Below are 22,584 nucleotides of genomic sequence, written 5' to 3' on the forward strand. Positions count from 1 at the left end.
TCCGGCCTAGGCGCGGCGCGTGGTTCTCAGGCTCAATTTCCGGAACCCGGTCCGGGGGCAATGGTGGCAGAGCCGCCTGTTCCTGGCGTTGGTCATCCTCGCCGCCGCGATCCCGCTGATCGCGCCTGCTGTCCCGCCGCTGGTCGATCTGCCCGGCCATATGGGTCGCTATCGCGTGCAGCTCAACATGGGCGAATCGGCCGCGCTGGCGCGCTATTTCGGCTTCCAATGGGCGGTGATCGGCAATCTTGGCATCGATCTCCTGATCGAACCGCTCGGCCGCCTGTTCGGGCTGGAGCCGGCGGTGAAGATGATCGTGCTGGCGATCCCGCCGCTCACCGTCGCGGGGCTGCTGTGGATCGCGCACGAGATCCACGGCCGTATCCCGGCCACCGCCTTTTTCGCGCTGCCGCTGGCCTATGGCTATCCCTTCCAGTTCGGCTTCGCCAATTTCGCGCTGTCCGCGGCGTTCGCGCTGATCGCCTTCGCCTTGTGGATCCGGATGGGCCGCAAGGGGCGCGAGCGGCAGCGCGCGATCCTCTTCGTGCCGATCGGCGCGCTGATCTGGCTGACCCACACCTTCGGCTGGGGGCTGCTAGGCCTGCTTGCCTTCGCCACCGAGACGGCGAGCGCGCGCGAGCGCGGGCACAATTATTTCGCGGCGCTGGTCCGCGGCGGGCTCGCCTGCTTGCCGCTCGCGCCGCCCGTGGCGCTGATGCTGCTGTGGCGGAGCGGCCAGGTCGCGGGCTCCACCGGGGACTGGTTCAACTGGTACGCCAAGGGCCGCTGGCTGGTCTATCTGCTGCGCGAGCGGTGGGAGGCGTGGGACGTCGCCAGCGCGCTGCTGGTGATGGCGCTGCCGCTGACCGCCATCTTCTGGACGCGCATCCGCTTCAGCCACAAGCTGGGGCTGGCGACCTTGTTCCTGATGCTCGCCTTCATCGGCCTGCCGCGCATCCTGTTGGGCAGTGCCTATGCCGACATGCGGCTCGCGCCCTTCCTCTTCGCCGTCGCGATCATCGCGATCGCGCCGGTGGGCGAGTTCGCGAAGCGCTGGTCGGGCGCGATCGCGATCTTCGGCATCGCTTTCTTCGCTGCGCGGATCGCGGTCAGCACCGCCGCCTTCGCCGATGTCGACCGCGGCTGGCAGGCGCAGCTCGCCGCCGTCCCGCATATCGCCGAGGGCAGCCGCGTCCTCGCGCTCGCCGAGACGCCGTGCAACGAAGTGTGGGACCGGCCGCGCTTCGAGCATCTGACCAGCTTCGCCACCATCCGCCGCGACGCCTTCGTCAACGATCAGTGGGTCATGCCCGGCGCGCAACTCCTCCGCGTTCGCTACCGCGATGGCGAGCCATTCGCCGACGACCCTTCGCAAATACTCCGCCCGCCCGAATGTCAGACGCGGCGTGAGGGGTCGATCGCGATGGCGATGCAGGTGCTGCCGCGCGGCGCGTTCGATCATTTCTGGCTGATCGGAGTCGGCCCCGCCGACTGGCCCTCCGCGCCGTTCCTGCAGCCGGTCTGGCAGGGCGAGCGCGGCGTGCTCTACCGGGTGGTCGGCACCGCGACCAACGCCAGCGACACGCCGAACGGGAGCGACGCGCGCCCGATCGCGTGACGCTCGGCGCCGAAAATCGTCTTCAGGAGGCCGTTGAGCGGCTTGGGCGGAATCGCATCGTCGCCGCCCTCGCGCTTCGTCAGCTTGCCCGCCAGCCGCGCGGCGGCGATCAGCGGGAAGAGCAGGGTGTTGAAATGGCTGCGATAGGCGGTGCGATAGCCTGCCGCGCGGAACACCTTCTCCAGCCCGGCGGCGGTGTAGCGGCGTTGGTGGTGGTGCGCGACATCGTGCGCGCTCCACATCCAAGGCGACGCCGGCACCGAGACCATCAGCCGCCCGCCCGGCGCGAGCTTCGAGCGCAGCGCCTTCAGCGTGCCCTCGTCGTCCGGAATATGTTCGAGCACGTCGAGCAGGACGATAAGGTCGTAGGCGCCGTCCTCGAGCTTCACGCCGTCGGGGAGCATCCCGCCCATCACGTCGATGCCGCTGCGCCGGCTGGCGAGCGCGCGCGCGGGATCGTCGGGCTCGATCGCGTCGACCCGGCCGAAGCCTTTCAGCATCTCGAGGTTCGATCCGGTACCCGCGCCGACTTCGAGGATGCGCGGGCTCTGCGGCAGATCGAGGCGGCGGATAAGATCGGTGAGGATCTGGCGCCGCGCGGCGAACCACCAATGCTCGCCGTCGATCGCCGCCATCCGCTCATAGACTGCGCGTTCCATCAGCCCTGCTCCTCGATGCCGATGGTGTGGCGGATGACGTAGATCGGCCGCTGCTTGGTCTCGATGAGGATGCGGCCGATATATTCGCCGAGCACGCCCAGCGAGATGAGCTGCAGCCCGCCGAAGAACAGCACCGCGACCATCAGCGAGGGATAGCCGGGGACGTCGCTCCCCAGCACGACGACGCGGACGATCATGTAGAGGGCGTAGACGAAGGAGAGGAGCGCGATGACGACGCCGATATAGCTCCAGACGCGCAGCGGCCAGGTGGAGGCGGAGGTGATTCCGTCGAGCGCAAGCGTCCACAGCTTCCAGTAATTGAACTTGGTCTTGCCGACGGTGCGCCTGGCGCGGTCATATTCCACCGCGGCCTGGCGGAAGCCGCCCCAGGCGAACATGCCCTTCATGAAGCGGTTACGCTCGGGCATGCGGCGGATGAGATCGACGACGGCGCGGTCGAGCAGGCGGAAATCGCCGGCATGTTCGGGGATCTTGTCCGACGACATGTAATTGTGCGCGCGATAATAGAGATCGGCGGTCAGCCGCTTGGGGAGGCTGTCGGTGCGCCGGTTGCGGCGGACGCCGTAGACCACCTCATGCCCCTCGCGCCACTTGGCCATCATCTCGCCCAGCACTTCGGGCGGATCCTGCAGATCGACGTCCATCGGCACCACCGCCGCGCCGCGGGCATGATCGAGCCCGGCGGAGAGCGCCGCCTCCTTGCCGAAATTGCGCGAGAGCGAGAGGCCGCGGACGCGCGGCTCGGCGCGGTGGGCGAGGTCGATGGCGGGCAGCGTGGTATCGGTGCTGCCGTCGTCGATGAACAGGATTTCCCAGTCGCGCGCGGGCAGCAGCCCGTCGAGGATCGGCGCGACACGCGCGACGAAGGGCGCGATGCCGTCTTCCTCGTCCTTCACCGGAACGATGATCGAAAGTGTTGGAACGGCAGGGTCGGCGGCCATGACGCGCCTTGTGCCACAATCCTCCGCCGGGATCATCCGAACACCCAGCGGCGGTTGAGCGCGAAGACGACGAGCGGGGTGACGCCCAGCACCAGCGGATAGGGCGCCCAGAGCGGCAGGCCGGCGCGCGCGACGAGCAACCACACCCAAAATTGGTTGAGCGCGAAGCTGACAAGTGCGACGATCACGAACCGCCCGCCGGTGCGCGCCAGATTGCCGCGACGGCCGTGGCCGCGGAAGCTCCAGCGGCTGTGAACGACATAGCCGACCGCGACGGCGGCGACGAAGCCGATCGCCCAGGCGAGGTTCGGGTCCATGCCGCGCGCGGCGAGTACCCAATAGACGCCGATGTTGACGAAGCTGGCGAGCCCGCCGGTCAGCGCGTAGCGGACGAGCTGGCCGATCAGCGCCTCGTGCGATTTCAGTCGATCCAGCATCTGTCCGGTCGCTTGCCCTTTGCGGCGCAGCGACTAATGCACCGCCAGGCGGTTGGGAAGGGACGATCGATTGCAAGGCGGGGGCCTTCCCCTTGAACGCGAAGCGCAATGGCGCTGGTGGGTGCTGCTCTTCTGGCTCGCCGCGGCGGCGCTGCTCGTCTGGGCGCGCTGGCAGCAGATCCAGTGGTTCGCGCTCGCCGACACCGACGACAATCTGCGCATCGCCCAAGTCCGCGCCTGGCTCGCGGGACAAGGCTGGTTCGATCTCAGGCAATATAAGCTCGCGCCGCCGGGTGGGGCGGATGTCCACTGGTCGCGGCTCGTCGATCTGCCGATCGCGGGGATCAAGCTCCTCCTGACGCCGCTGCTCGGCGGCGCGGATGCCGAGCGGGCGGCGGTCCGCGCGGCGCCGCTACTGCCACTCGGCGTTGCCTTCTTCGCCATTGCCGCGATCGCGCGGCGGATGATCGGCGCCGCGGCATGGCCGCTGGCGATAGCGCTGTTGCTCTGCGCGCATTCGGCGCGTGGCATGTGGGTGCCGCTGCGCATCGATCACCACGGCTGGCAGCTCGCCTTGCTCGGTCTCGTCCTCGTCGGGCTGACCGATGCGCGGCGCGCGCGCGGCGGCGCGGTGATCGGCTTCGCCACGGCGCTCTCGCTCGTCATCGGGCTTGAGATGCTGATCTATCTCGCGCTGGCCGGCGCGGTGACGATCCTGCGCTGGGTGCACGACCGGGCCGAGGCGCCCCGCGCCGCGACCTATGGCGCGAGCCTTGCCGGCGGCTGTGCGGCGGGCTTCCTGCTGTTCGCCTCCTACGCCAACCGCGCGCCGGTCTGCGATGCGCTGTCGCCGGTCTGGCTCTCCGCGATGATCGCGGCGGGCGGCGCGGCGGTGCTGCTGGCGCGGCTGTCGCCGGAACGGTGGACCGCGCGCTTCGGCCTCGCGGCGGCTGCGGGCGCGATCATCGCGGTCGGCTTCGTGCTGCTCTGGCCGCATTGCCTCGGCCGCCCGGAGGGCGTGACGCCCGAGCTCGACGATCGGTGGCTGAGCCATGTCCGCGAGGCGCGTCCGGTCTACACCCACAGCCTGCAGGTCGGCCTCGGCATCGTCTCGCTGCCGGTGGCGGGGCTGATCGGCTATGCGCTGATGCTGTGGCGCTCGCGCCGCGATGCGCATGCCGCGATCCGCTGGGGCGTGCTCGCGCTGCCCGCGCTCGTCGCGGCGACCCTGCTGCTCTGGCAGACGCGCGCCGGGCCGGCAGCGCAGCTCCTATCCATCCCCGGTGCGGCGGCGCTGGCCTGGGCGGCCTTCGCGAAGGTGCGCGGCTGGCGGCCCTGGCCGGTCCAGTCCGCCGCAATCGTCGCCGCCTTCCTCGTCATCTCCGGCCTTGCCGCGCAGTGGAGCGCCGATTGGCTGCGCACACCGGTCAGCGCCGGGATGAAGAAGGTCAACCGCGCGAACAGCTTCTGCCCGACGCTGGCGGCGCTGCGCGCAGTGGCGATGCAGCCCAAGGGGACGGTGCTCACCTTCGTCGATCTCGGCCCGCGGCTGATCGCGGTGACGCCGCACAGCGCGATCGCCGGGCCCTATCACCGCAACGGCGATGCGATCCTCGACGTGATGCACGCCTTCCGCGGCAGCGCCGACACCGCGCGCGCGATCGTCGAGAAGCGCGGCGTTGATTATGTCCTCATCTGCCCCGGCATGTCGGAATCGACCGTCTACCGCAGCGAGGCGAAGCAGGGCTTCTATGTGATGCTGGCGGCAGGGCAGGTGCCCGACTGGCTCGATCCCGTGGATCTGCCCAAGGGATCGCCCTATCGGATGTGGCGGGTGATCAGACGCTGACGCGGAAGCTCGCGGCGATGCCGTCGATGATGAACTGGGTGGCAAGCGCGGCGAGGATGACGCCCAGGATGCGGGTGATCATCGCCTCGACCTTGTGCCCCAGCAGCCGCAGCAGCGGCCCGGCGGCGAGCAGCGCGATCAGCGTCACGATCAGCACCGCGGCGAGCGCGCCGAGCACGACGAGGCTGGCGTTCAGCCCCTCGGTGCGCGCCATCAGCAGCATCAGCGCCGAGATCGAGCCGGGTCCGGCGATCATCGGGATCGCCATCGGGAAGACCGAGATGTCCTCGATCTCGGGCGTGGCATTCACCTCGTTGGCGCGGTTCTCGCGGCGCTCCTGCCGCTTCTCGAACACCATTTCGAGCGCGATCAGGAAGAGCATGATGCCGCCCGCGATGCGGAAGGCGTCGAGGCTGATGCCGAGCGCACGGAGCAGATCCTCGCCGAACAGACCGAAGAAGAGCAGGATGCCGGTCGCGATCAGCACCGAGCGATAGGCCATCGCGCGGCGGTGCGAAGCCTCGGCGCCCTTGGTGAGCGTCGCGAAGATCGGCGCGCAGCCCGGCGGATCGATGATGACGAGCAACGTCACGAAGGCGGAGACGAACAGCTCGATCATCGCAGGCCCCCCCGCGCGCGCATCAGATCGCGTCCTTCGCCAGCGGCACGCCGGCCAGCCGGTGCGCGGCGACGAGCGTATTGCGCAGCAGCACCGCGATCGTCATCGGCCCGACGCCGCCCGGCACCGGCGTGATCGCGCCGGCGACCTTCGCGGCGCTGTCGAAATCGACGTCGCCGACCAGCCGGCCCTTGGCCGTCTCGGTGTCCATGATCCGGTTGATGCCAACGTCGATCACCGTCGCGCCTGGCTTCAGCCAGTCGCCGCGGATCATTTGCGGCCGGCCGACTGCGGCCACGACGATGTCGGCGCGGCGCACGACGTCCGCCAAATCGCGCGTCCGGCTGTGCGCGATGGTGACGGTGCAGCTTTCCTTGAGCAGCAGTTGCGCCATCGGCTTGCCGACGATGTTCGAGCGGCCGATCACCACCGCATCGAGGCCGGAAAGATCACCGAGCCGGTCCTTGAGCAGCATGATGCAGCCGAGCGGCGTGCAGGGGACGAAGCCGTGGAGCCCGGTGGCGAGGCGGCCGGCGTTGACCGGGTGGAAGCCATCGACGTCCTTGTCGGGGTCGATCGCCGCAATCACTGCATTCTCGTCGATATGCTTCGGGAGCGGGAGCTGGACGAGGATGCCGTCGACCGCGGGATCGGCGTTGAGCGACCGGACCAGCGCGACGAGATCGGCTTCGCTCGTGTCGTCGGGCAGGCGGTGCTCGAAGCTCTCCATGCCCGCCTCGAGCGTCGCTTTGCCCTTGGAGCGGACATAGACCTGGCTCGCCGGATCCTCGCCGACCAGCACGACGGCGAGACCCGCCTTGCGGCCCGTGGCCTTTTCGAACGCGCCCGCGAGCGCGCCGACGCGGCTGCGCAGGCCGGCCGCGAACGCCTTGCCGTCGATGATCTCGGCGCTCATGCCAATGCCCTAATAAGCCGCCAGCGCCATGTCGCGGGCGAGCCCGCTCAACAGGATGCGCGCGACGTAGATGGCGAGAAGCACGACCAGCGGCGAGAAATCGATGCCGCCGAAATCGGGCATGATGCGGCGGACGGGGCGGTATAACGGCTCGGTGATCTTGTCGAGCGCGTTCAGCACCTGGCGGACGAAGTCGTTGTAGGTGTTGATCACGTTGAACGCGACCAGCCAGCTCAGGATCGCCTGGATGATGATGATCCAGGTGAGAACCCTGAGAAGCAGATCGATGACGTTGAAGACCGCGAGCAGCATTGTCCCTCCCCGGTGAAACCAGGCCTCGGCATGTAGGGGAGCGGGGCGTGGGGGGCAATGGCAGAGGGCCGGCCTTGATGTCGCGCGGCAGGCCAGACTCCCGTTGACGCTGCGACTACCCGTCAGTATAGGCCGCGCCTGTCCGGGACCGGAGGATTCTCCCAGCGAGGCCGCGTTCGGGTCCGGGCGCCAGAGCAATGAACGTTGCCGCACGCATGCGAATGGCCGGGGGGCCCATAGGGTCCACCGGGTGTTCGCGCATTTTCGCGTTCGGTAAAGTAACTCAAGGAAGTGAAGGCTTCATGCCGACGATCAACCAGTTGATCCGCAAGGGTCGCGAGCCGCAGAAGGCCAAGTCCAAGGTTCCCGCGATGGAGCAGAACCCGCAGAAGCGGGGCGTCTGCACGCGCGTCTACACCACGACCCCGAAGAAGCCGAACTCGGCGCTTCGCAAGGTCGCCAAGGTGCGCCTCACCAACCAGCGCGAGGTGATCAGCTACATCCCCGGCGAGGGCCACAACCTCCAGGAGCACAGCGTCGTGCTGATCCGCGGCGGTCGTGTGCGCGACTTGCCCGGCGTGCGCTATCACGTGCTGCGCGGCGTGCTCGACACCCAGGGTGTCAAGGACCGCCGCCAGTCGCGCTCCAAATACGGCGCCAAGCGTCCGAAGTGATCATGCCGGGGGCATGATCATCCCGCAAGGCTCGCGACGAGCGAGCCTATCCGGGATCCACATCGTTACTGGGTCCCCGCTTTCGCGGGGATGACATCGAAACAGTAAGCCCCGGACAGGGCTCCCATCAAAGTAGTACTTTGACGGGTTCCCACAGGTTCCGGACCAGGCTGAAGCAAGGAAGGGTTGAAAGAATGTCCCGTCGTCGTCGCCCAGAGAAGCGCGAGATTCTCCCCGATCCGAAGTTCGGGGATATCGTGCTTTCGAAGTTCATGAATTCCGTCATGCTCGACGGCAAGAAGTCGGTCGCCGAAGGCATCGTCTATGGCGCGCTCGACACCGTCGAGGCGCGTGCCAAGAAGGATCCGATCGGCGTGTTTCACGACGCGCTGAACAATGTGAAGCCGGGCATCGAGGTCCGCAGCCGCCGCGTCGGCGGTGCGACCTATCAGGTTCCGGTCGAGGTCCGCACCGAGCGTGCGCAGGCGCTCGCCATCCGCTGGCTGATCGGCGCCGCGCGCGCCCGTTCGGAAAAGACGATGGCCGCCCGCCTTTCGGGCGAGCTTCTCGACGCTTCGAACAATCGCGGCAACGCGGTGAAGAAGCGCGAGGATACGCACCGCATGGCTGAAGCGAACCGCGCCTTCAGCCACTACCGCTGGTAAAAACAGTCACCATATCGCTGGGAACGGGCCCCTGAGGCTCTTCCCGGCATCGGAGTTAAAGATCATGGCCCGCCGCCATCCGCTCGAACATTATCGCAACATCGGTATCATGGCGCACATCGACGCCGGCAAGACGACGACGACCGAGCGCATCCTCTATTATACCGGCAAGTCCTACAAGATCGGCGAAGTGCACGAAGGCACTGCGACGATGGACTGGATGGAGCAGGAGCAGGAGCGCGGGATCACGATCACGTCGGCCGCGACGACCTGCTTCTGGCAGGCCGACGAGGGCAAGGGCCCCGAGCACCGCATCAACATCATCGACACGCCGGGCCACGTCGACTTCACCATCGAAGTCGAGCGCAGCTTGCGCGTGCTCGACGGCGCGGTCGCCTGCTTCGACGGCGTCGCCGGTGTGGAGCCGCAGTCCGAGACGGTGTGGCGTCAGGCCGACAAATATGGCGTGCCGCGGATGTGCTTCATCAACAAGCTCGACCGCACCGGCGCCAATTTCGACTATTGCGTGCAGTCGATCATCGATCGCCTCGGCGCGAAGCCGGCCGTCCTCTATCTCCCGATCGGCCTCGAAGGCGACTTCAAGGGCCTGGTCGATCTCGTCGAGAATCGCGCGATCGTCTGGCTCGAAGAGTCGCTGGGCGCGAAGTTCGAATATCGCGAGATCCCGGACGATCTGAAGGACAAGGCCGCCGAGGCGCGCCAGGCGCTCATCGAACTGGTCGTCGACCAGGACGACGACGTCATGGAAGCCTATCTCGAAGGCAATGAGCCGGATGTCGCGACGCTCAAGAAGCTGATCCGCAAGGGCACGCTGGCGATGGCGTTCGTGCCGGTCGTCTGTGGCTCGGCGTTCAAGAACAAGGGCGTGCAGCCCCTGCTCGACGCGGTCATCGACTATCTGCCGAGCCCGCTCGACGTGCCGGCGATCAAGGGCGTCAAGCTCGACGGTGAGACCGAGGATTCGCGTCCGTCGTCGGACGACGCGCCGTTCAGCGCGCTCGCGTTCAAGATCATGAACGATCCGTTCGTCGGCTCGCTCACCTTTGCGCGCATCTATTCGGGCAAGCTCACCAAGGGCTCGTACCTGAACAGCGTCAAGGAGAAGGACGAGAAGATCGGCCGTATGCTCCTGATGCATGCGAACAGCCGCGAGGACATCGACGAGGCCTATGCCGGCGACATCGTTGCGCTGGCCGGCCTCAAGGAGACGACGACCGGCGACACGCTTTGCGCGAAGTCGGCGCCGATCATCCTCGAGCGGATGGAATTCCCCGAGCCCGTCATCGAGCTCAGCGTGGAGCCGAAGACCAAGGCCGACCAGGAGAAGATGGGCATCGCGCTCAATCGCCTCGCTGCCGAGGATCCCTCGTTCCGCGTCTCGACCGATCACGAATCGGGCCAGACCATCATCAAGGGGATGGGCGAGCTCCACCTCGAGATCCTGGTCGACCGCATGAAGCGCGAGTTCAAGGTCGAGGCCAATGTCGGCGCGCCGCAGGTGGCGTATCGTGAGTACCTCAAGAAAGAGGTCGACATCGATTACACCCACAAGAAGCAGTCGGGCGGCACCGGCCAGTTCGGCCGCGTCAAGGTGAAGCTGACGCCGGGCGAGCGCGGCGCGGGCATCATCTTCAAGGACGAGATCAAGGGTGGCAATATTCCCAAGGAATATATCCCCGCGATCGAGAAGGGCTTCCGTGAGACCGCGGCGACCGGATCGCTGATCGGCTTCCCGATCATCGATTTCGAGATCCTGCTCTATGACGGCGCGTACCACGACGTCGATTCGTCGGCGCTGGCATTCGAGATCACCGCTCGCGCCGCGATGCGCGAGGCTGCGCAGAAGGCGGGCATCACGCTGCTGGAGCCGGTGATGAAGGTTGAGGTGGTGACGCCGGAGGATTATCTCGGCGACGTTATCGGCGACATCAACTCGCGGCGGGGCCAGATCCAGGGCACCGACAGCCGGGGCAATGCCCAGGCGGTCGAGGCGCTGGTCCCGCTTGCCAATATGTTCGGCTACGTTAATGAGCTCCGGTCCTTCACCCAGGGCCGCGCTCAGTACACGATGCAGTTCTCACATTACGATGAAGTGCCGCAGAACGTCGCGGATGAAGTGAAAGCCAAGCTCGCCTGATAGCGGCTTGGGTCAACAGTCAGAAAGACGAGGGTAGGTTACAATGGCGAAAGCTAAATTTGAGCGGACGAAGCCGCACTGCAACATCGGCACGATCGGTCACGTCGATCACGGCAAGACCTCGCTGACCGCGGCGATCACGAAGGTGCTGGCCGAAACCGGCGGCGCGACCTTCACCAGCTACGACAATATCGACAAGGCGCCGGAAGAGCGCGAGCGCGGCATCACCATCTCGACGGCGCACGTCGAGTATGAGACGAGCGATCGCCACTATGCGCACGTCGATTGCCCGGGCCACGCCGATTATGTGAAGAACATGATCACCGGCGCGGCGCAGATGGACGGCGGCATCCTGGTGGTGTCGGCGGCCGACGGCCCCATGCCGCAGACCCGCGAGCACATCCTGCTCGCCCGTCAGGTCGGTGTTCCGGCGCTCGTCGTGTTCATGAACAAGGTCGACCAGGTCGACGACGAGGAGCTCCTCGAGCTCGTCGAGCTCGAAATCCGCGAGCTGCTGTCGTCCTACGACTTCCCGGGCGACGACATCCCCGTCATCAAGGGTTCGGCTCTCGCCGCGCTCGAGGACAGCGACCGCAAGATCGGCCATGACGCCATCCTGGAGCTGATGAAGGCTGTCGACAGCTACATTCCGCAGCCGGAGCGTCCGCTGGACAAGCCGTTCCTGATGCCGATCGAGGACGTGTTCTCGATCTCGGGCCGCGGCACGGTCGTCACCGGCCGCGTCGAGACCGGCATCGTCAAGGTCGGCGAGGAAGTCGAGATCGTCGGCATCAAGGACACCAAGAAGACGACCGTCACCGGCGTCGAGATGTTCCGCAAGCTGCTCGATCAGGGCCAGGCCGGCGACAACATCGGCGCGCTGATCCGCGGCGTCGGCCGTGAGGAAGTCGAGCGCGGCCAGGTTCTGGCCAAGCCGGGCTCGATCACGCCGCACACCGACTTCTCGGCGGAAGTCTATGTCCTCTCGAAGGACGAAGGCGGCCGTCACACGCCGTTCTTCGCCAACTACCGTCCGCAGTTCTACTTCCGCACGACCGACGTGACGGGCGAAGTGGTTCTGCCGGAAGGCACCGAGATGGTCATGCCGGGCGACAACGTCACCCTCGGCGTGAAGCTGATCGCTCCGATCGCCATGGACCAGGGCCTGCGCTTCGCTATCCGCGAAGGCGGCCGCACGGTCGGCGCAGGGGTTGTCGGCACGATCACGAAGTAATATAGGGCCTCCAGCCGCCCGGATCGGGAGATTCGGGCGGCTCGCCTTTTGAGTGATATTGAAGGCCGATCCGGGGCCGCAAGGGTCCGGAGAAGGCCGGTTTTGGTTTGCCCCGCGGGGCTGGCTCTTTCGCATCGGTAGTGGACATGGAAACGCAGAATATCCGCATTCGCCTGAAGGCGTTCGATCATCGTGTGCTCGATCAGGCCACCGGCGACATTGCCGATACGGCGCGTCGCACGGGTGCTCTCATCCGCGGTCCCATTCCCCTCCCGACGCGCATCGAGAAGTTCACCGTCAACCGTTCGCCGCACATCGACAAGAAGTCGCGCGAGCAGTTCGAGGTGAGGACGTACAAGCGGCTGCTCGACATCGTGCAGCCCACGCCGCAGACGGTCGACGCGCTGATGAAGCTCGATCTCGCCGCCGGCGTCGACGTAGAGATCAAGCTGGCCTAAGAGGCCGGCATCGTCGCCCGGCCGAGGCCGGGTCCATCGGGTCTCGCAAGACCGTATGGATGCCAGCCTTCGCAGGCATGACGAAAGAGGAAGGCTTCGGCCCTCCTGACGAGACAAGGGATACCGCCGGGCTTGCCCGGGTCTGCGTCCCCGCCGTTTCGCCCTCGTGGTGAAGCTTTGGCCCAGGCGGGTACGCATTGTTTTCAAGGGTCAAGGGTCCCGTCAAAGTAGTACTTTGACGGGCGCCCACCACGCCCCCGAAGCCATCAGGGTCTCGGGGGCCTCTGTATAGGGAGTATGGATCATGCGCACTGGCGTGATCGCGAAGAAAATGGGGATGACCCGCCTGTTCCAGGAAGACGGACGCCATGTGCCCGTCACCGTCCTGCAGCTCGACAACGTCCAGGTCGTGGCGCGCCGCGAAGCCGATCGCGACGGCTATACGGCCGTTCAGCTCGGCGCCGGCTCGGCCAAGGCGAAGAATCTTTCGAAGCCGCAGCGCGGCCATTTCGGCAAGGCCGAGGTCGAGCCCAAGGCGCGCGTCGTCGAATTTCGCGTCGCCGAGGATGCGCTCCTCGACGTCGGCGCGGAAATCGCCGCCAACCATTTCATCGCCGGCCAGATGGTCGATATCCAGGGCGTGACCCAGGGTAAGGGCTTCGCGGGCGCCATGAAGCGTTGGGGCTTCGGCGGTCTGCGCGCCACCCACGGCGTCTCGGTCTCGCACCGTTCGCACGGTTCGACCGGCAATCGCCAGGATCCGGGCCGCGTCTTCAAGAACAAGAAGATGGCCGGCCACATGGGCGCGCGCAACCGCACCCAGCAGAACCTCGAAGTCGTGCTGACCGACATCGCGCGCGGCCTCATCTTCGTGAAGGGCTCGGTGCCCGGCTCGAAGGGCGGCTGGCTGATTGTCAAGGATTCGGTGAAGGTCGCCCGTCCCGAGGACGCGCCCTATCCCGCCGGCCTCAAGGAACTGCTGAAGAAGGCGGATCTGGAAGAGACGCCGATGGCCGGCATGGTCGACGAGGCCGCGGTTCACGAGATTCCGGCGCTTCCGGGCGACGATGAAGTCGCCGCGATCGCCGCCGAGCAGGAAGCCGGCGTGGTCGAGGAAGGTGCGGCCGACGCGCCCGCCGCCGACGACGTGGCCGCTGGGGACAAGGGCTCCGAGGGCGATGCCCCGGCCGCCGACGAGAGCAAGGAAGGCTAAGCCATGAAGGTCAAGGTTCAGACCCTCGACGGCGCCAAGGCGGGCGGCGATATCGAGCTCAACGACGAGGTCTTCGGCCTCGATCCGCGCGCCGACATCCTGCACCGCGTCGTCACCTGGCAGCTCGAGAAGCGCCGCGGCACCGCGCGCGGTGCCCGCGAGCGCAGCGATGTCGCCCGCACCGGCAAGAAGTTCGGTCGCCAGAAGGGCGGCGGCACCGCCCGTCACGGCGATCGCCGCGCCCCGATCTTCATCGGCGGCGGCAAGGCGCATGGGCCGCGCGTTCGCGACTTCAATCCGTCGCTGAACAAGAAGGTCCGCGCGCTCGGCCTCAAGATGGCGCTGTCGTCGAAGGCCAAGGACGGCAAGCTGATCGTGATGGACAATCTTGACGTCGATGGCGGCAAGACCAAGACGCTCAAGGAGCAGCTCGGCAAGCTCGGCTTCGGCAAGAACGCTCTCGTCATTGACGGCGACGCGCTCAACGTCGCTTTCGCCCGTGCGTCGTCCAACCTTCGGGAGATCAACCTTCTCCCGGCGGTCGGCGCCAACGTCTACGACATCCTCGCCCACGAGACGCTGGTCCTGACCCGCGCCGCGGTCGAGAAGCTGGAGGCCCGTTTCAATGGCTAAAAAGCCCGCAAAGACGGCTCAGGTGGACGTCGCGCACTACGACGTCGTGCTCGCGCCGCACATCACCGAGAAGTCGACCCTGCTGTCCGAACAGAATGCCGTCGTGTTCCGCGTCGCGAACACTGCGTCCAAGCCGGAGATCAAGGCCGCCGTCGAGGCGCTGTTCAACGTCACCGTGACGGGCGTCAACACGATGGTCCAGAAGGGCAAGACGAAGCGCTGGAAGGGCCGTGCCTACACGCGCTCCAGCGTCAAGAAGGCGGTTGTGACGCTGGCCGACGGCCAGTCGATCGACGTCACCACCGGTATCTGAGGCTAGGGCAAGATGGCACTCAAGACTTACAACCCGACGACTTCGTCGCAGCGCGGGCTCGTGCTGGTCGACAAGTCGGCGCTGTGGAAGGGCAAGCCCGTCAAGGCGCTGACCGAAGGCAAGCGCAAGACCGGCGGCCGCAACAACAAGGGCCATGTCACATCGCGTGGCATCGCCGGCGGCCACAAGCAGCGCTATCGCTATATCGATTTCAAGCGCCGCAAGTGGGACGCCCCGGCGACCGTCGAGCGGCTGGAATATGACCCCAATCGCACCGCCTTCATCGCGCTGGTGAAGTATGAGGACGGCGAGCAGGCCTATATCATCGCGCCGCAGCGTCTGGCCGCGGGCGACACCATCGTCGCCGGCAAGAAGACCGACGTGAAGCCGGGCAATGCGATGGAGCTGGGCTCGATGCCGGTCGGCACCATCGTCCACAATGTGGAGATGAAGCCGGGCAAGGGCGGCCAGATCGCGCGTTCGGCCGGCACCTATGTGCAGGTCGTCGGCCGCGATCGCGGCATGGTCATCGTCCGCCTCAACTCGGGCGAGCAGCGCTACATCCGCAGCGATTGCATGGCGACGGTCGGCGCGGTCTCGAACCCCGACAACCAGAACCAGAATTTCGGCAAGGCGGGCCGCACGCGCTGGATGGGCAAGCGCCCGCTGACCCGCGGCGTCGCCAAGAACCCGGTCGATCACCCCCACGGCGGTGGTGAAGGCCGTACCTCGGGCGGCCGTCATCCGGTCACCCCGTGGGGCAAGCCGACGAAGGGTGCGCGCACCCGCAACAACAAGGCGACGGACAAGATGATCATCCGCAGCCGCCACGCGAAGAAGAAGAGGTAAGCCATGGCCCGTTCCATCTGGAAAGGCCCGTTCGTCGAGCTGTCGCTGCTGAAGAAGGCGGAAGCGGCGCAGGATGCCGGAGGCCGCGCGCCGATCAAGACCTGGTCGCGCCGTTCGACGATCCTGCCGCAGTTCGTGGGCCTCACGTTCAACGTCTACAACGGCCGCAAGTTCGTGCCGGTGTCGGTCAACGAGGACATGGTCGGTATGAAGCTCGGCGAGTTCGCGCCGACCCGCTTCTTCCCGGGCCACGCCGCGGACAAGAAGGGCAAGCGCTGATGTCCAAGCAGGCAGCACCGCGCAAGGTGGGCGACAAGGAAGCGCTCGCGGTCGGCACCACGATCCGCGGTTCGGCGCAGAAGCTCAACCTGGTCGCCGCGCTGATCCGCGGCAAGAAGGCCGAGGACGCGCTCAACATCCTCTCGTTCTCGCCCAAGGCGATGGCGGTGGACGTCCGCAAGGTGCTCGCCTCAGCGATCGCCAATGCGGAGAACAACCACAATCTGGACGTCGACGCGCTGGTCGTCGCCGAGGCTTCGGTGGGCAAGAGCCTGTCGATGAAGCGTTTCGCGACGCGCGCCCGCGGCCGTTCCACCCGCATCGTCAAGCCGTTCAGCCGCGTGCGCATCGTGGTGCGCGAGCAGGAAGAAGCATAATGGGTCAGAAGAGCAATCCGATCGGGCTCCGCCTCCAGATCAATCGCACCTGGGACAGCCGCTGGTACGCCGACGGCGCCGATTACGGCCGCCTGCTGCTCGAGGATCTGAAGATCCGCGAGCATGTCATGAAGGCGCTGCCGCAGGCGGCGATCTCCAAGGTGGTGATCGAGCGTCCGGCCAAGCTGTGCCGCATCTCCATCTATGCCGCGCGCCCCGGCGTGATCATCGGCAAGAAGGGCGCGGACATCGAGAAGCTGCGCAAGAAGCTCGGCGAGATGACGTCCAGCGACGTGTCGCTGAACATCGTCGAGATCCGCAAGCCCGAGATCGACGCCAAGCTCGTCGCGCAGGGTGTCGCCGATCAGCTCGAGCGCCGCATCGCCTTCCGCCGCGCCATGAAGCGCGCGGTGCAGTCGGCGCTGCGTCTCGGCGCCGAGGGCATTCGCATCACCTGCTCGGGCCGTCTCGGCGGCGCCGAGATCGCGCGTACCGAATGGTATCGCGAAGGCCGCGTGCCGCTCCACACGCTGCGCGGCAACGTCGATTATGCCGAGGCGCAGGCGCACACCGCTTACGGCGTGTGCGGCGTCAAGGTGTGGATCTTCAAGGGTGAGATCCTGGGTCACGATCCGCTCGCCCAGGACCGCCTGATGATGGAAGCGCAGACCTCGGGCGTCCGCCCGGCCCGCGACGACCGTCGCTAAGGACGACTGATCATGCTGCAACCCAAACGCACCAAGTTCCGCAAGGCCTTCAAGGGCCGCATCCATGGCAACGCCAAGGGCGGGACCGCGCTGAACTTCGGTTCCTTCGGCCTCAAGGCTATGGAGCCGGACCGGATCACCGCGCGCCAGATCGAGGCGGCCCGCCGCGCGATCACGCGTCACATCAAGCGCCAGGGGCGTTTGTGGATCCGCATCTTCCCGGACGTGCCCGTCTCGTCGAAGCCGGCCGAAGTCCGCATGGGCAAGGGCAAGGGCGCGCCGGAATTCTGGGCCGCCCGCGTCAAACCCGGCCGGGTCCTGTTCGAGCTGGACGGTGTCCCCGGCCCGCTCGCCAAGGCCGCTTTCGAGCGCGCCGCGGAGAAGCTGCCGATCAAGACCAAGGTGGTTGCCCGCCTCGGCGAATCGCTGTTCGAGGAGGCCTGATCCATGGCGAAGACCGACGATCTCAAGGTCCAGACCGACGATCAACTGCAGCAGCAGCTCGTCGATCTGAAGCGCGAGCAGTTCAACCTGCGCTTCCAGGCCGCGACCAACCAGCTCGAAAAGCCGAGCCGCGTGCGCGAGGTGCGTCGCACCATCGCGCGTATCAAGACCCTGCAGACGCAGCGCGCCGACAAGGCCGCGGCGTCGGGCAAGTAAGGAGGACCGCACGATGCCGAAGCGCGTGCTGACGGGAACGGTGGTCTCCGACAAGACCGACAAGACCGTCGTGGTGAAGGTCGAGCGTCGCGTGAAGCACGCGATGTACGGCAAGATCATCCGGCGTTCGAAGAAATATCATGCCCATGACGAGGGCAATGAGTACAAGTCCGGGGAAACCGTGCGGATCGAAGAGACCGCGCCGATCTCCAAGCTGAAGACCTGGAAGGTCACGGGCCGCGTCGACACCCATGCGACGCCGACCAAGCCCGCCGCCAAGTCCAAGGCGAAGAAGGAAGAGGCCCAGGCGGAAGCCTGACCGCAATCGTTTGTAGCTGATCGCCGGACCGGTTCCGGTTGAAGTGAGAGAAGGAATGGATCGATGATCCAGATGCAGTCAAACCTTGAGGTTGCCGACAATTCGGGGGCCAAGCGCGTTCAGTGCATCAAGGTGCTGGGCGGCTCCAAGCGCCGCTTCGCGGGCGTGGGCGACATCATCGTCGTCTCCGTCAAGGAAGCGGCCCCGCGCGGCCGCGTGAAGAAGGGCGACGTGCACAAGGCCGTGATCGTCCGCACCGCCAAGGACATCCACCGCGCCGACGGTTCGACCATCCGGTTCGATTCGAACGCCGCCGTCCTGGTGAACAACAATGCGGAGCCGATCGGCACGCGCATCTTCGGCCCGGTCGTGCGCGAGCTGCGCGCGAAGAAGCATATGAAGATCATCAGCCTTGCGCCGGAGGTGCTGTAAATGTCCGCGCTCAAGATCAAGAAGGGCGATCGCGTCGTGATCCTGTCCGGCAAGGACAAGGGCAAGCACGGCGAAGTCACCAAGTCGATGCCCAAGGAGGGCAAGGTGATCGTGTCCGGCGTCAACGTCGCGACGCGCCATCGCAAGCCGAGCCAGGCCAACCCGCAGGGCGGCCTGGAGCGTGTCGAGGCGCCGATGCACGTGTCGAAGGTCGCGATCGAGGATCCGAAGACCGGCAAGGCGACGCGCGTCCGCTTCGAGGTCCGCGACGGCAAGAAGGTCCGCGTGGCCGCCAAGTCCGGGGAGCTTATCAATGGCTGACAAATACACCCCGCGTCTTCGCAAGGATTATGACGAGCGCATCGTCCCGGCGATGATCGCGAAGTTCGGGTACAAGAACCGTTTCGAGGTTCCGAAGCTCGACAAGATCGTCCTCAACATGGGCGTCGGCGAGGCGACCCAGGACAAGAAGAAGGTCGACACCGCGGCTGCCGAAATGGAGCTGATCGCCGGCCAGAAGCCGGTCATCACCAAGGCCCGCGTCTCGATCGCGCAGTTCAAGCTGCGCGAAGGCATGCCGATCGGCGTCAAGGTGACGATGCGCCGCGAGCGGATGTACGAGTTCCTGGACCGCCTGGTCACGATCGCGCTGCCGCGCGTTCGCGATTTCCGCGGCCTGAACCCGAAGTCGTTCGACGGCCGCGGCAATTACGCCATGGGTCTCAAGGAGCAGATCGTGTTCCCGGAGATCAACTACGATCGCATCGAGAAGGTGCGCGGCATGGACATCATCGTGGCCACCACGGCGAAGACGGACGAGGAAGCGCGCGAGCTGCTGCGCCTCTTCAACTTCCCGTTCCCGGCCCAAGAGGATCAGAAGCAGGCGGCCTAAGCCGTCCTGCTTCGTGACAGAAGGAAGAGAACTTAAGTCATGGCGAAACTGAGTTCGATCAACAAGAATGAGCGTCGCAAGAAGCTGGTGAAGAAGTACGCCGGCCAATATGCGAAGCTCAAGGCGATCGCGGACGACGAGTCCAAGGACGATACGGAGCGCCTGATGGCGCGCCTGAAGATGGCGGAAATTCCGCGCAACGCGAACCCCACCCGGGTGCGCAACCGTTGCGAGATGACCGGCCGTCCGCGTGCCTATTATCGCAAATTCCGTCTTTCGCGCGTTTCGCTGCGCGATCTGGCCAACAAGGGCCTGATCCCCGGCGTCACGAAGTCGAGCTGGTAAGGGCTATCTGAGATGGCGATGACCGATCCCCTGGGTGACCTGCTCACCCGTATCCGCAACGGCCAGCGGGCCCGCAAGGACAGCGTGGTTTCCCCCGCGTCCAAGCTGCGCGCGCGTGTCCTCGATGTTCTCCAGCGCGAAGGCTACATCCGTGGCTATTCGGAAGAGGCGCTCGGCGCCCATGCCGGTCTTCGCATCGAGCTGAAGTATTTCGAGGGCCAGCCGGCGATCCACCACCTGGCGCGCGTGTCGAAGCCCGGCCGCCGCGTCTATTCGGGCGCGCAGGAGCTGCCGCGCGTCCGCAACGGCCTTGGCATCACCATCGTCTCGACGCCTCGTGGCGTTCTGTCCGACGCGGAAGCGCGCGACCAGAACGTCGGCGGCGAGGTGCTGGCGGAGGTATTCTGATCATGAGCCGCATTGGAAAAGTGCCGGTCGCGCTGCCTGGCAACGTCACCGCGACGACCGAAGGTTCGACGCTGTCGGTGAAGGGTCCGAAGGGCACCCTGTCGATGCCGATGATCGACGACATCAGCTATGGCATCGAAGACGGCCGCATCGTCGTCAAACCGGCGAACGATACCAAGCGCGCGCGCTCCTTCTGGGGCATGCACCGCACGCTGGTGCAGAATCTGGTGACCGGCGTGACCGACGGTTTCACCAAGGTTCTGGAGATCACCGGCGTCGGCTATCGTGCCGCTGCGCAGGGCAAGAACCTGCGCCTGCAGCTCGGCTACAGCCACGACGTCAACGTCGCGGTGCCGGACGGGCTCGAGGTGAAGACGCCGGATCAGACCACGGTCGAGATCACGGGCACCGACAAGCAGAAGGTCGGCCAGCTCGCCGCCGAGATCCGCCGCTGGAGGAAGCCGGAGCCCTATAAGGGCAAGGGCATCAAGTATCGCGGCGAGTATATCTTCCGCAAGGAAGGGAAGAAGAAGTAAGATGGCAAAGCTCTCCCTCTTCGACCGGCGGCGCCAGCGCGTCCGCACCTCGCTCCGCGCACGCGGCGGCGATCGCCCGCGGCTCAGCGTCCACCGCTCGGGCCGGCACATCTACGCCCAGGTGATCGACGATGCGCAGGGCCGCACCGTCGCCTCCGCCTCGACGATCGACAAGGACGTCAAGGGCAAGGGCGGCGCGACGTCCGCCGCTGCCGCCGAAGTCGGCAAGCGCGTCGCCGAGAAGGCCAAGAAGGCCGGCGTCACCCGCGTCGTGTTCGATCGCGGGGGCTTCCTGTTCCATGGGCGCGTCAAGGCGCTCGCCGATGCCGCCCGCGAAGGCGGCCTGGAGTTCTGATGATGGCTGACGAAAACACCCAGGCGCAGGACGCCGGCGCAGCGGAGGCTCCGGCCACCGCCGAGCAGCCTGCAGCGCAGCCGCAGACCGAGGGGCGCCGCGATCGCGGTCCCCGCGGCGGACGTGGTGGGGGCGGTGGCCGTGACGGTGGCCGTGGCGGCCGTGGCCGTCGCGACGATCGCCGTGGCGGCCGTGGCGGCGACGAGGACGGCGGCGAGGAGCTGGTCGAGAAGCTGGTCCACATCAACCGCGTCTCCAAGACCGTGAAGGGCGGCAAGCGCTTCGGCTTCGCCGCGCTGGTCGTCGTCGGCGACGCCAAGGGTCGCGCCGGCTTCGGCCACGGCAAGGCCCGCGAGGTTCCCGAGGCGATCAACAAGGCGACCGCCGCCGCGAAGAAGGCGATGGTCCGCGTGCCGCTGCGCGAGGGCCGCACTCTCCACCACGACGGCATGGGCCATTTCGGCGCCGGCCGCGTCTACGTCCGTTCGGCTCCGGCCGGCACCGGCATCATCGCCGGCGGACCGATGCGCGCCGTGTTCGAGAGCCTGGGCGTCGCGGACGTGGTCACCAAGTCGGTCGGCACGTCCAACCCCTACAATATGATCCGCGCGACCTTCGAGGCGCTGACGGATCAGGCGAGCCCGAAGTCGGTGGCGCAGCGCCGCGGCAAGAAGATCGCCGATCTGATGGGCCGCCGCGATGGCCTGTCGGGCGCCGAGGCTCAGGCCGAAGCGGAAGCGGTTACGGAGTAAGAACGTGGCGAAGCTCAAGATCACCCAGACGGGTTCCCCGATCCGCCGCTCGCCGGATCAGCGCAAGACGCTGGTCGGCCTCGGCCTCAACAAGATGCACCGCACGGTCGAGCTCGACGACACCCCCGAGGTGCGCGGCATGATCCGCAAGGTGCAGCATATGGTGAACGTGGAGGGCTGAGCCTTCCACGTGTCATCCCCGCGCAAGCGGGGATCCACCCTGCCTAAGCGCGCGGCAGGGTTGGCCCACAGCGAAACTGGGCCCTCGCTTTTGCGAGGGTGAACTACAGCGAGTGCAAGACATGAAACTGAACGAAATCCGCGACAATCCCGGTGCCCGCAAGAGCCGCGTCCGCGTCGGCCGCGGCATCGGTTCCGGCCTCGGCAAGACCGCCGGCCGCGGCCAGAAGGGCCAGAAGAGCCGCTCGGGCGTCTCGATCAAGGGCTTCGAGGGCGGCCAGATGCCGCTCCACATGCGGCTGCCGAAGCGCGGCTTCAACAACATCTTCGCCAAGGATTATGCCGAGGTGAACCTCGGCACGATCCAGAAGCTGGTCGACGCCAAGAAGCTCGACGCCAAGGGCACCATCGACCATGCGGCGCTGAAGGCCGCGGGCGTGGCGCGCGGTGGCAAGGACGGCGTCCGCCTGCTCGGCAAGGGCGATTATTCGGCCAAGCTCAGCTTCAAGGTCGCCGGCCTGTCGAAGGGCGCGCGCGAGGCGATCGAGAAGGCGGGCGGCTCGGTCGAGGTGATCGAGGTCGTTCCGGCGTCCGAAAAGGCGGCTGCCAAGAAGGGCAGCGTCAAGAAGGCCGCCGCCGCGAAGGCGTAAAGCCATTTAGCCGTCTCGGAGGCTGACAAGCGCCGAGGGAACATTATATGGGGCGGCGGCGGGACTTCACGGACCTCCGCCGCCCTTTCGTTTCTTGACCCGCAGCCGGGTCGATGATCTGAC

General features: G+C 66.5%; 33 protein-coding genes. 27 read left to right on the top strand and 6 right to left on the bottom strand.

What is annotated here, in order from left to right; translation table 11 throughout:
* Positions 1-19 precede the first annotated feature (19 nt).
* The gene (locus B9N75_RS07240; RefSeq protein ID WP_085218195.1) at positions 20-1,618 is read left to right on the top strand and encodes a hypothetical protein; all 1,599 of its coding nucleotides are present in this window, start codon (positions 20-22) and stop codon (positions 1,616-1,618) included.
* On the opposite strand, the gene B9N75_RS07245 is transcribed toward B9N75_RS07240, so the two are convergent.
* From B9N75_RS07245 to B9N75_RS07255, 3 genes are read right to left on the bottom strand one after another with little or no spacing between them, the layout of a single operon-like run.
* Positions 1,546-2,277, bottom strand: coding sequence for a class I SAM-dependent methyltransferase (locus tag B9N75_RS07245; protein ID WP_085218196.1), 732 nt, complete (start codon positions 2,275-2,277; stop codon positions 1,546-1,548). The genes B9N75_RS07240 and B9N75_RS07245 overlap by 73 nt on opposite strands.
* Complete coding sequence (locus B9N75_RS07250; RefSeq protein WP_085218197.1) at positions 2,277-3,239, bottom strand: glycosyltransferase family 2 protein; 963 nt, start codon at positions 3,237-3,239, stop codon at positions 2,277-2,279. Before B9N75_RS07250 ends, B9N75_RS07245 begins: the two co-directional genes overlap by 1 nt.
* A 32-nt stretch (positions 3,240-3,271) precedes the next feature.
* Complete coding sequence (locus B9N75_RS07255; RefSeq protein ID WP_085218198.1) at positions 3,272-3,676, bottom strand: GtrA family protein; 405 nt, start codon at positions 3,674-3,676, stop codon at positions 3,272-3,274.
* A 121-nt stretch (positions 3,677-3,797) separates the two neighbouring features.
* Between B9N75_RS07255 and B9N75_RS07260 the strand changes: the two genes are divergently transcribed.
* Positions 3,798-5,525: a hypothetical protein gene (locus B9N75_RS07260; protein ID WP_085218199.1), complete on the top strand. Its 1,728-nt coding sequence runs from the start codon at positions 3,798-3,800 to the stop codon at positions 5,523-5,525.
* On the opposite strand, the gene B9N75_RS07265 is transcribed toward B9N75_RS07260, so the two are convergent.
* The 3 genes from B9N75_RS07265 to B9N75_RS07275 are packed head-to-tail and all read right to left on the bottom strand — an operon-like array spanning position 5,515 to position 7,372.
* Complete coding sequence (locus tag B9N75_RS07265; RefSeq protein WP_085218200.1) at positions 5,515-6,144, bottom strand: MarC family protein; 630 nt, start codon at positions 6,142-6,144, stop codon at positions 5,515-5,517. The genes B9N75_RS07260 and B9N75_RS07265 overlap by 11 nt on opposite strands.
* Before the next feature lie 22 nt (positions 6,145-6,166).
* Positions 6,167-7,060: a bifunctional methylenetetrahydrofolate dehydrogenase/methenyltetrahydrofolate cyclohydrolase FolD gene (folD, locus tag B9N75_RS07270; protein WP_085218201.1), complete on the bottom strand. Its 894-nt coding sequence runs from the start codon at positions 7,058-7,060 to the stop codon at positions 6,167-6,169.
* A 9-nt stretch (positions 7,061-7,069) separates the two neighbouring features.
* Positions 7,070-7,372, bottom strand: a complete 303-nt coding sequence (locus tag B9N75_RS07275) for a YggT family protein (RefSeq protein WP_085218202.1) — start codon at positions 7,370-7,372, stop codon at positions 7,070-7,072.
* 302 nt (positions 7,373-7,674) lie between these two features.
* On the opposite strand from B9N75_RS07275, the gene rpsL reads away from it, so the two are divergent.
* The 25 genes from rpsL to rplO all read left to right on the top strand — a co-directional run bounded on the left by rpsL (position 7,675) and on the right by rplO (position 22,461).
* Positions 7,675-8,046: a 30S ribosomal protein S12 gene (gene rpsL / locus B9N75_RS07280; protein ID WP_028969180.1), complete on the top strand. Its 372-nt coding sequence runs from the start codon at positions 7,675-7,677 to the stop codon at positions 8,044-8,046.
* Positions 8,047-8,240: 194 nt separating this feature from the next.
* Entirely contained in the window at positions 8,241-8,711 is a 471-nt protein-coding gene (gene rpsG / locus B9N75_RS07285; RefSeq protein ID WP_085218203.1) for a 30S ribosomal protein S7, read from the top strand.
* Positions 8,712-8,775: 64 nt separating this feature from the next.
* A complete protein-coding gene (gene fusA, locus B9N75_RS07290) occupies positions 8,776-10,869 on the top strand; it encodes an elongation factor G (protein ID WP_085218204.1) in 2,094 nt (697 codons plus the stop codon).
* 43 nt (positions 10,870-10,912) lie between these two features.
* Positions 10,913-12,103, top strand: coding sequence for an elongation factor Tu (tuf, locus tag B9N75_RS07295; protein ID WP_085218205.1), 1,191 nt, complete (start codon positions 10,913-10,915; stop codon positions 12,101-12,103).
* Positions 12,104-12,249: 146 nt separating this feature from the next.
* The gene (gene rpsJ / locus B9N75_RS07300) at positions 12,250-12,561 is read left to right on the top strand and encodes a 30S ribosomal protein S10 (RefSeq protein ID WP_044450118.1); all 312 of its coding nucleotides are present in this window, start codon (positions 12,250-12,252) and stop codon (positions 12,559-12,561) included.
* 304 nt (positions 12,562-12,865) lie between these two features.
* Positions 12,866-13,774: a 50S ribosomal protein L3 gene (rplC, locus tag B9N75_RS07305; protein ID WP_085218206.1), complete on the top strand. Its 909-nt coding sequence runs from the start codon at positions 12,866-12,868 to the stop codon at positions 13,772-13,774.
* Positions 13,775-13,777: 3 nt separating this feature from the next.
* Entirely contained in the window at positions 13,778-14,407 is a 630-nt protein-coding gene (gene rplD / locus B9N75_RS07310; protein WP_085218207.1) for a 50S ribosomal protein L4, read from the top strand.
* Positions 14,400-14,720 (top strand): 50S ribosomal protein L23, encoded by a 321-nt coding sequence (locus B9N75_RS07315; RefSeq protein ID WP_085218208.1) that lies wholly within the window; start codon positions 14,400-14,402, stop codon positions 14,718-14,720. The genes rplD and B9N75_RS07315 overlap by 8 nt, the downstream gene beginning before the upstream one ends.
* Before the next feature lie 12 nt (positions 14,721-14,732).
* Complete coding sequence (rplB, locus tag B9N75_RS07320) at positions 14,733-15,569, top strand: 50S ribosomal protein L2 (protein WP_085218209.1); 837 nt, start codon at positions 14,733-14,735, stop codon at positions 15,567-15,569.
* A gap of 3 nt (positions 15,570-15,572) precedes the next feature.
* Positions 15,573-15,848, top strand: a complete 276-nt coding sequence (gene rpsS, locus B9N75_RS07325; RefSeq protein ID WP_072046933.1) for a 30S ribosomal protein S19 — start codon at positions 15,573-15,575, stop codon at positions 15,846-15,848.
* Positions 15,848-16,225, top strand: a complete 378-nt coding sequence (gene rplV, locus B9N75_RS07330) for a 50S ribosomal protein L22 (RefSeq protein WP_085218210.1) — start codon at positions 15,848-15,850, stop codon at positions 16,223-16,225. Before rpsS ends, rplV begins: the two co-directional genes overlap by 1 nt.
* The gene (gene rpsC, locus B9N75_RS07335; protein WP_085218211.1) at positions 16,225-16,932 is read left to right on the top strand and encodes a 30S ribosomal protein S3; all 708 of its coding nucleotides are present in this window, start codon (positions 16,225-16,227) and stop codon (positions 16,930-16,932) included. Before rplV ends, rpsC begins: the two co-directional genes overlap by 1 nt.
* A gap of 12 nt (positions 16,933-16,944) precedes the next feature.
* Positions 16,945-17,376, top strand: coding sequence for a 50S ribosomal protein L16 (gene rplP, locus B9N75_RS07340; protein WP_085218212.1), 432 nt, complete (start codon positions 16,945-16,947; stop codon positions 17,374-17,376).
* A gap of 3 nt (positions 17,377-17,379) precedes the next feature.
* Positions 17,380-17,592 carry a 50S ribosomal protein L29 gene (gene rpmC / locus B9N75_RS07345; RefSeq protein ID WP_072046929.1) on the top strand — a complete coding sequence of 71 codons (213 nt, stop codon included), beginning with the start codon at positions 17,380-17,382 and terminating at the stop codon, positions 17,590-17,592.
* Between the two features lie 13 nt (positions 17,593-17,605).
* Positions 17,606-17,911, top strand: coding sequence for a 30S ribosomal protein S17 (gene rpsQ, locus B9N75_RS07350; RefSeq protein WP_085218213.1), 306 nt, complete (start codon positions 17,606-17,608; stop codon positions 17,909-17,911).
* Positions 17,912-17,974: 63 nt separating this feature from the next.
* Positions 17,975-18,343, top strand: coding sequence for a 50S ribosomal protein L14 (gene rplN / locus B9N75_RS07355; protein WP_044450113.1), 369 nt, complete (start codon positions 17,975-17,977; stop codon positions 18,341-18,343).
* The gene (gene rplX / locus B9N75_RS07360) at positions 18,344-18,664 is read left to right on the top strand and encodes a 50S ribosomal protein L24 (RefSeq protein WP_085218214.1); all 321 of its coding nucleotides are present in this window, start codon (positions 18,344-18,346) and stop codon (positions 18,662-18,664) included.
* A complete protein-coding gene (gene rplE / locus B9N75_RS07365; RefSeq protein ID WP_085218215.1) occupies positions 18,657-19,235 on the top strand; it encodes a 50S ribosomal protein L5 in 579 nt (192 codons plus the stop codon). Before rplX ends, rplE begins: the two co-directional genes overlap by 8 nt.
* A 39-nt stretch (positions 19,236-19,274) precedes the next feature.
* On the top strand, positions 19,275-19,580 hold the full coding sequence (gene rpsN, locus B9N75_RS07370; RefSeq protein WP_085218216.1) for a 30S ribosomal protein S14: 306 nt from the start codon (positions 19,275-19,277) through the stop codon (positions 19,578-19,580).
* Positions 19,581-19,592: 12 nt separating this feature from the next.
* Positions 19,593-19,988, top strand: coding sequence for a 30S ribosomal protein S8 (gene rpsH / locus B9N75_RS07375; protein WP_044450109.1), 396 nt, complete (start codon positions 19,593-19,595; stop codon positions 19,986-19,988).
* 2 nt (positions 19,989-19,990) lie between these two features.
* A complete protein-coding gene (gene rplF / locus B9N75_RS07380; protein ID WP_044450108.1) occupies positions 19,991-20,524 on the top strand; it encodes a 50S ribosomal protein L6 in 534 nt (177 codons plus the stop codon).
* 1 nt (position 20,525) lies between these two features.
* Complete coding sequence (gene rplR / locus B9N75_RS07385) at positions 20,526-20,879, top strand: 50S ribosomal protein L18 (RefSeq protein WP_085218217.1); 354 nt, start codon at positions 20,526-20,528, stop codon at positions 20,877-20,879.
* Positions 20,880-20,881: 2 nt separating this feature from the next.
* A complete protein-coding gene (rpsE, locus tag B9N75_RS07390) occupies positions 20,882-21,631 on the top strand; it encodes a 30S ribosomal protein S5 (protein ID WP_085219460.1) in 750 nt (249 codons plus the stop codon).
* 4 nt (positions 21,632-21,635) lie between these two features.
* Positions 21,636-21,812: a 50S ribosomal protein L30 gene (gene rpmD, locus B9N75_RS07395; protein ID WP_210189339.1), complete on the top strand. Its 177-nt coding sequence runs from the start codon at positions 21,636-21,638 to the stop codon at positions 21,810-21,812.
* Positions 21,813-21,933: 121 nt separating this feature from the next.
* Positions 21,934-22,461, top strand: a complete 528-nt coding sequence (gene rplO, locus B9N75_RS07400) for a 50S ribosomal protein L15 (RefSeq protein WP_085218219.1) — start codon at positions 21,934-21,936, stop codon at positions 22,459-22,461.
* Positions 22,462-22,584 lie beyond the last annotated feature (123 nt).

Source organism: Allosphingosinicella indica (assembly GCF_900177405.1).
Classification (GTDB): Bacteria; Pseudomonadota; Alphaproteobacteria; order Sphingomonadales; family Sphingomonadaceae; genus Allosphingosinicella; species Allosphingosinicella indica.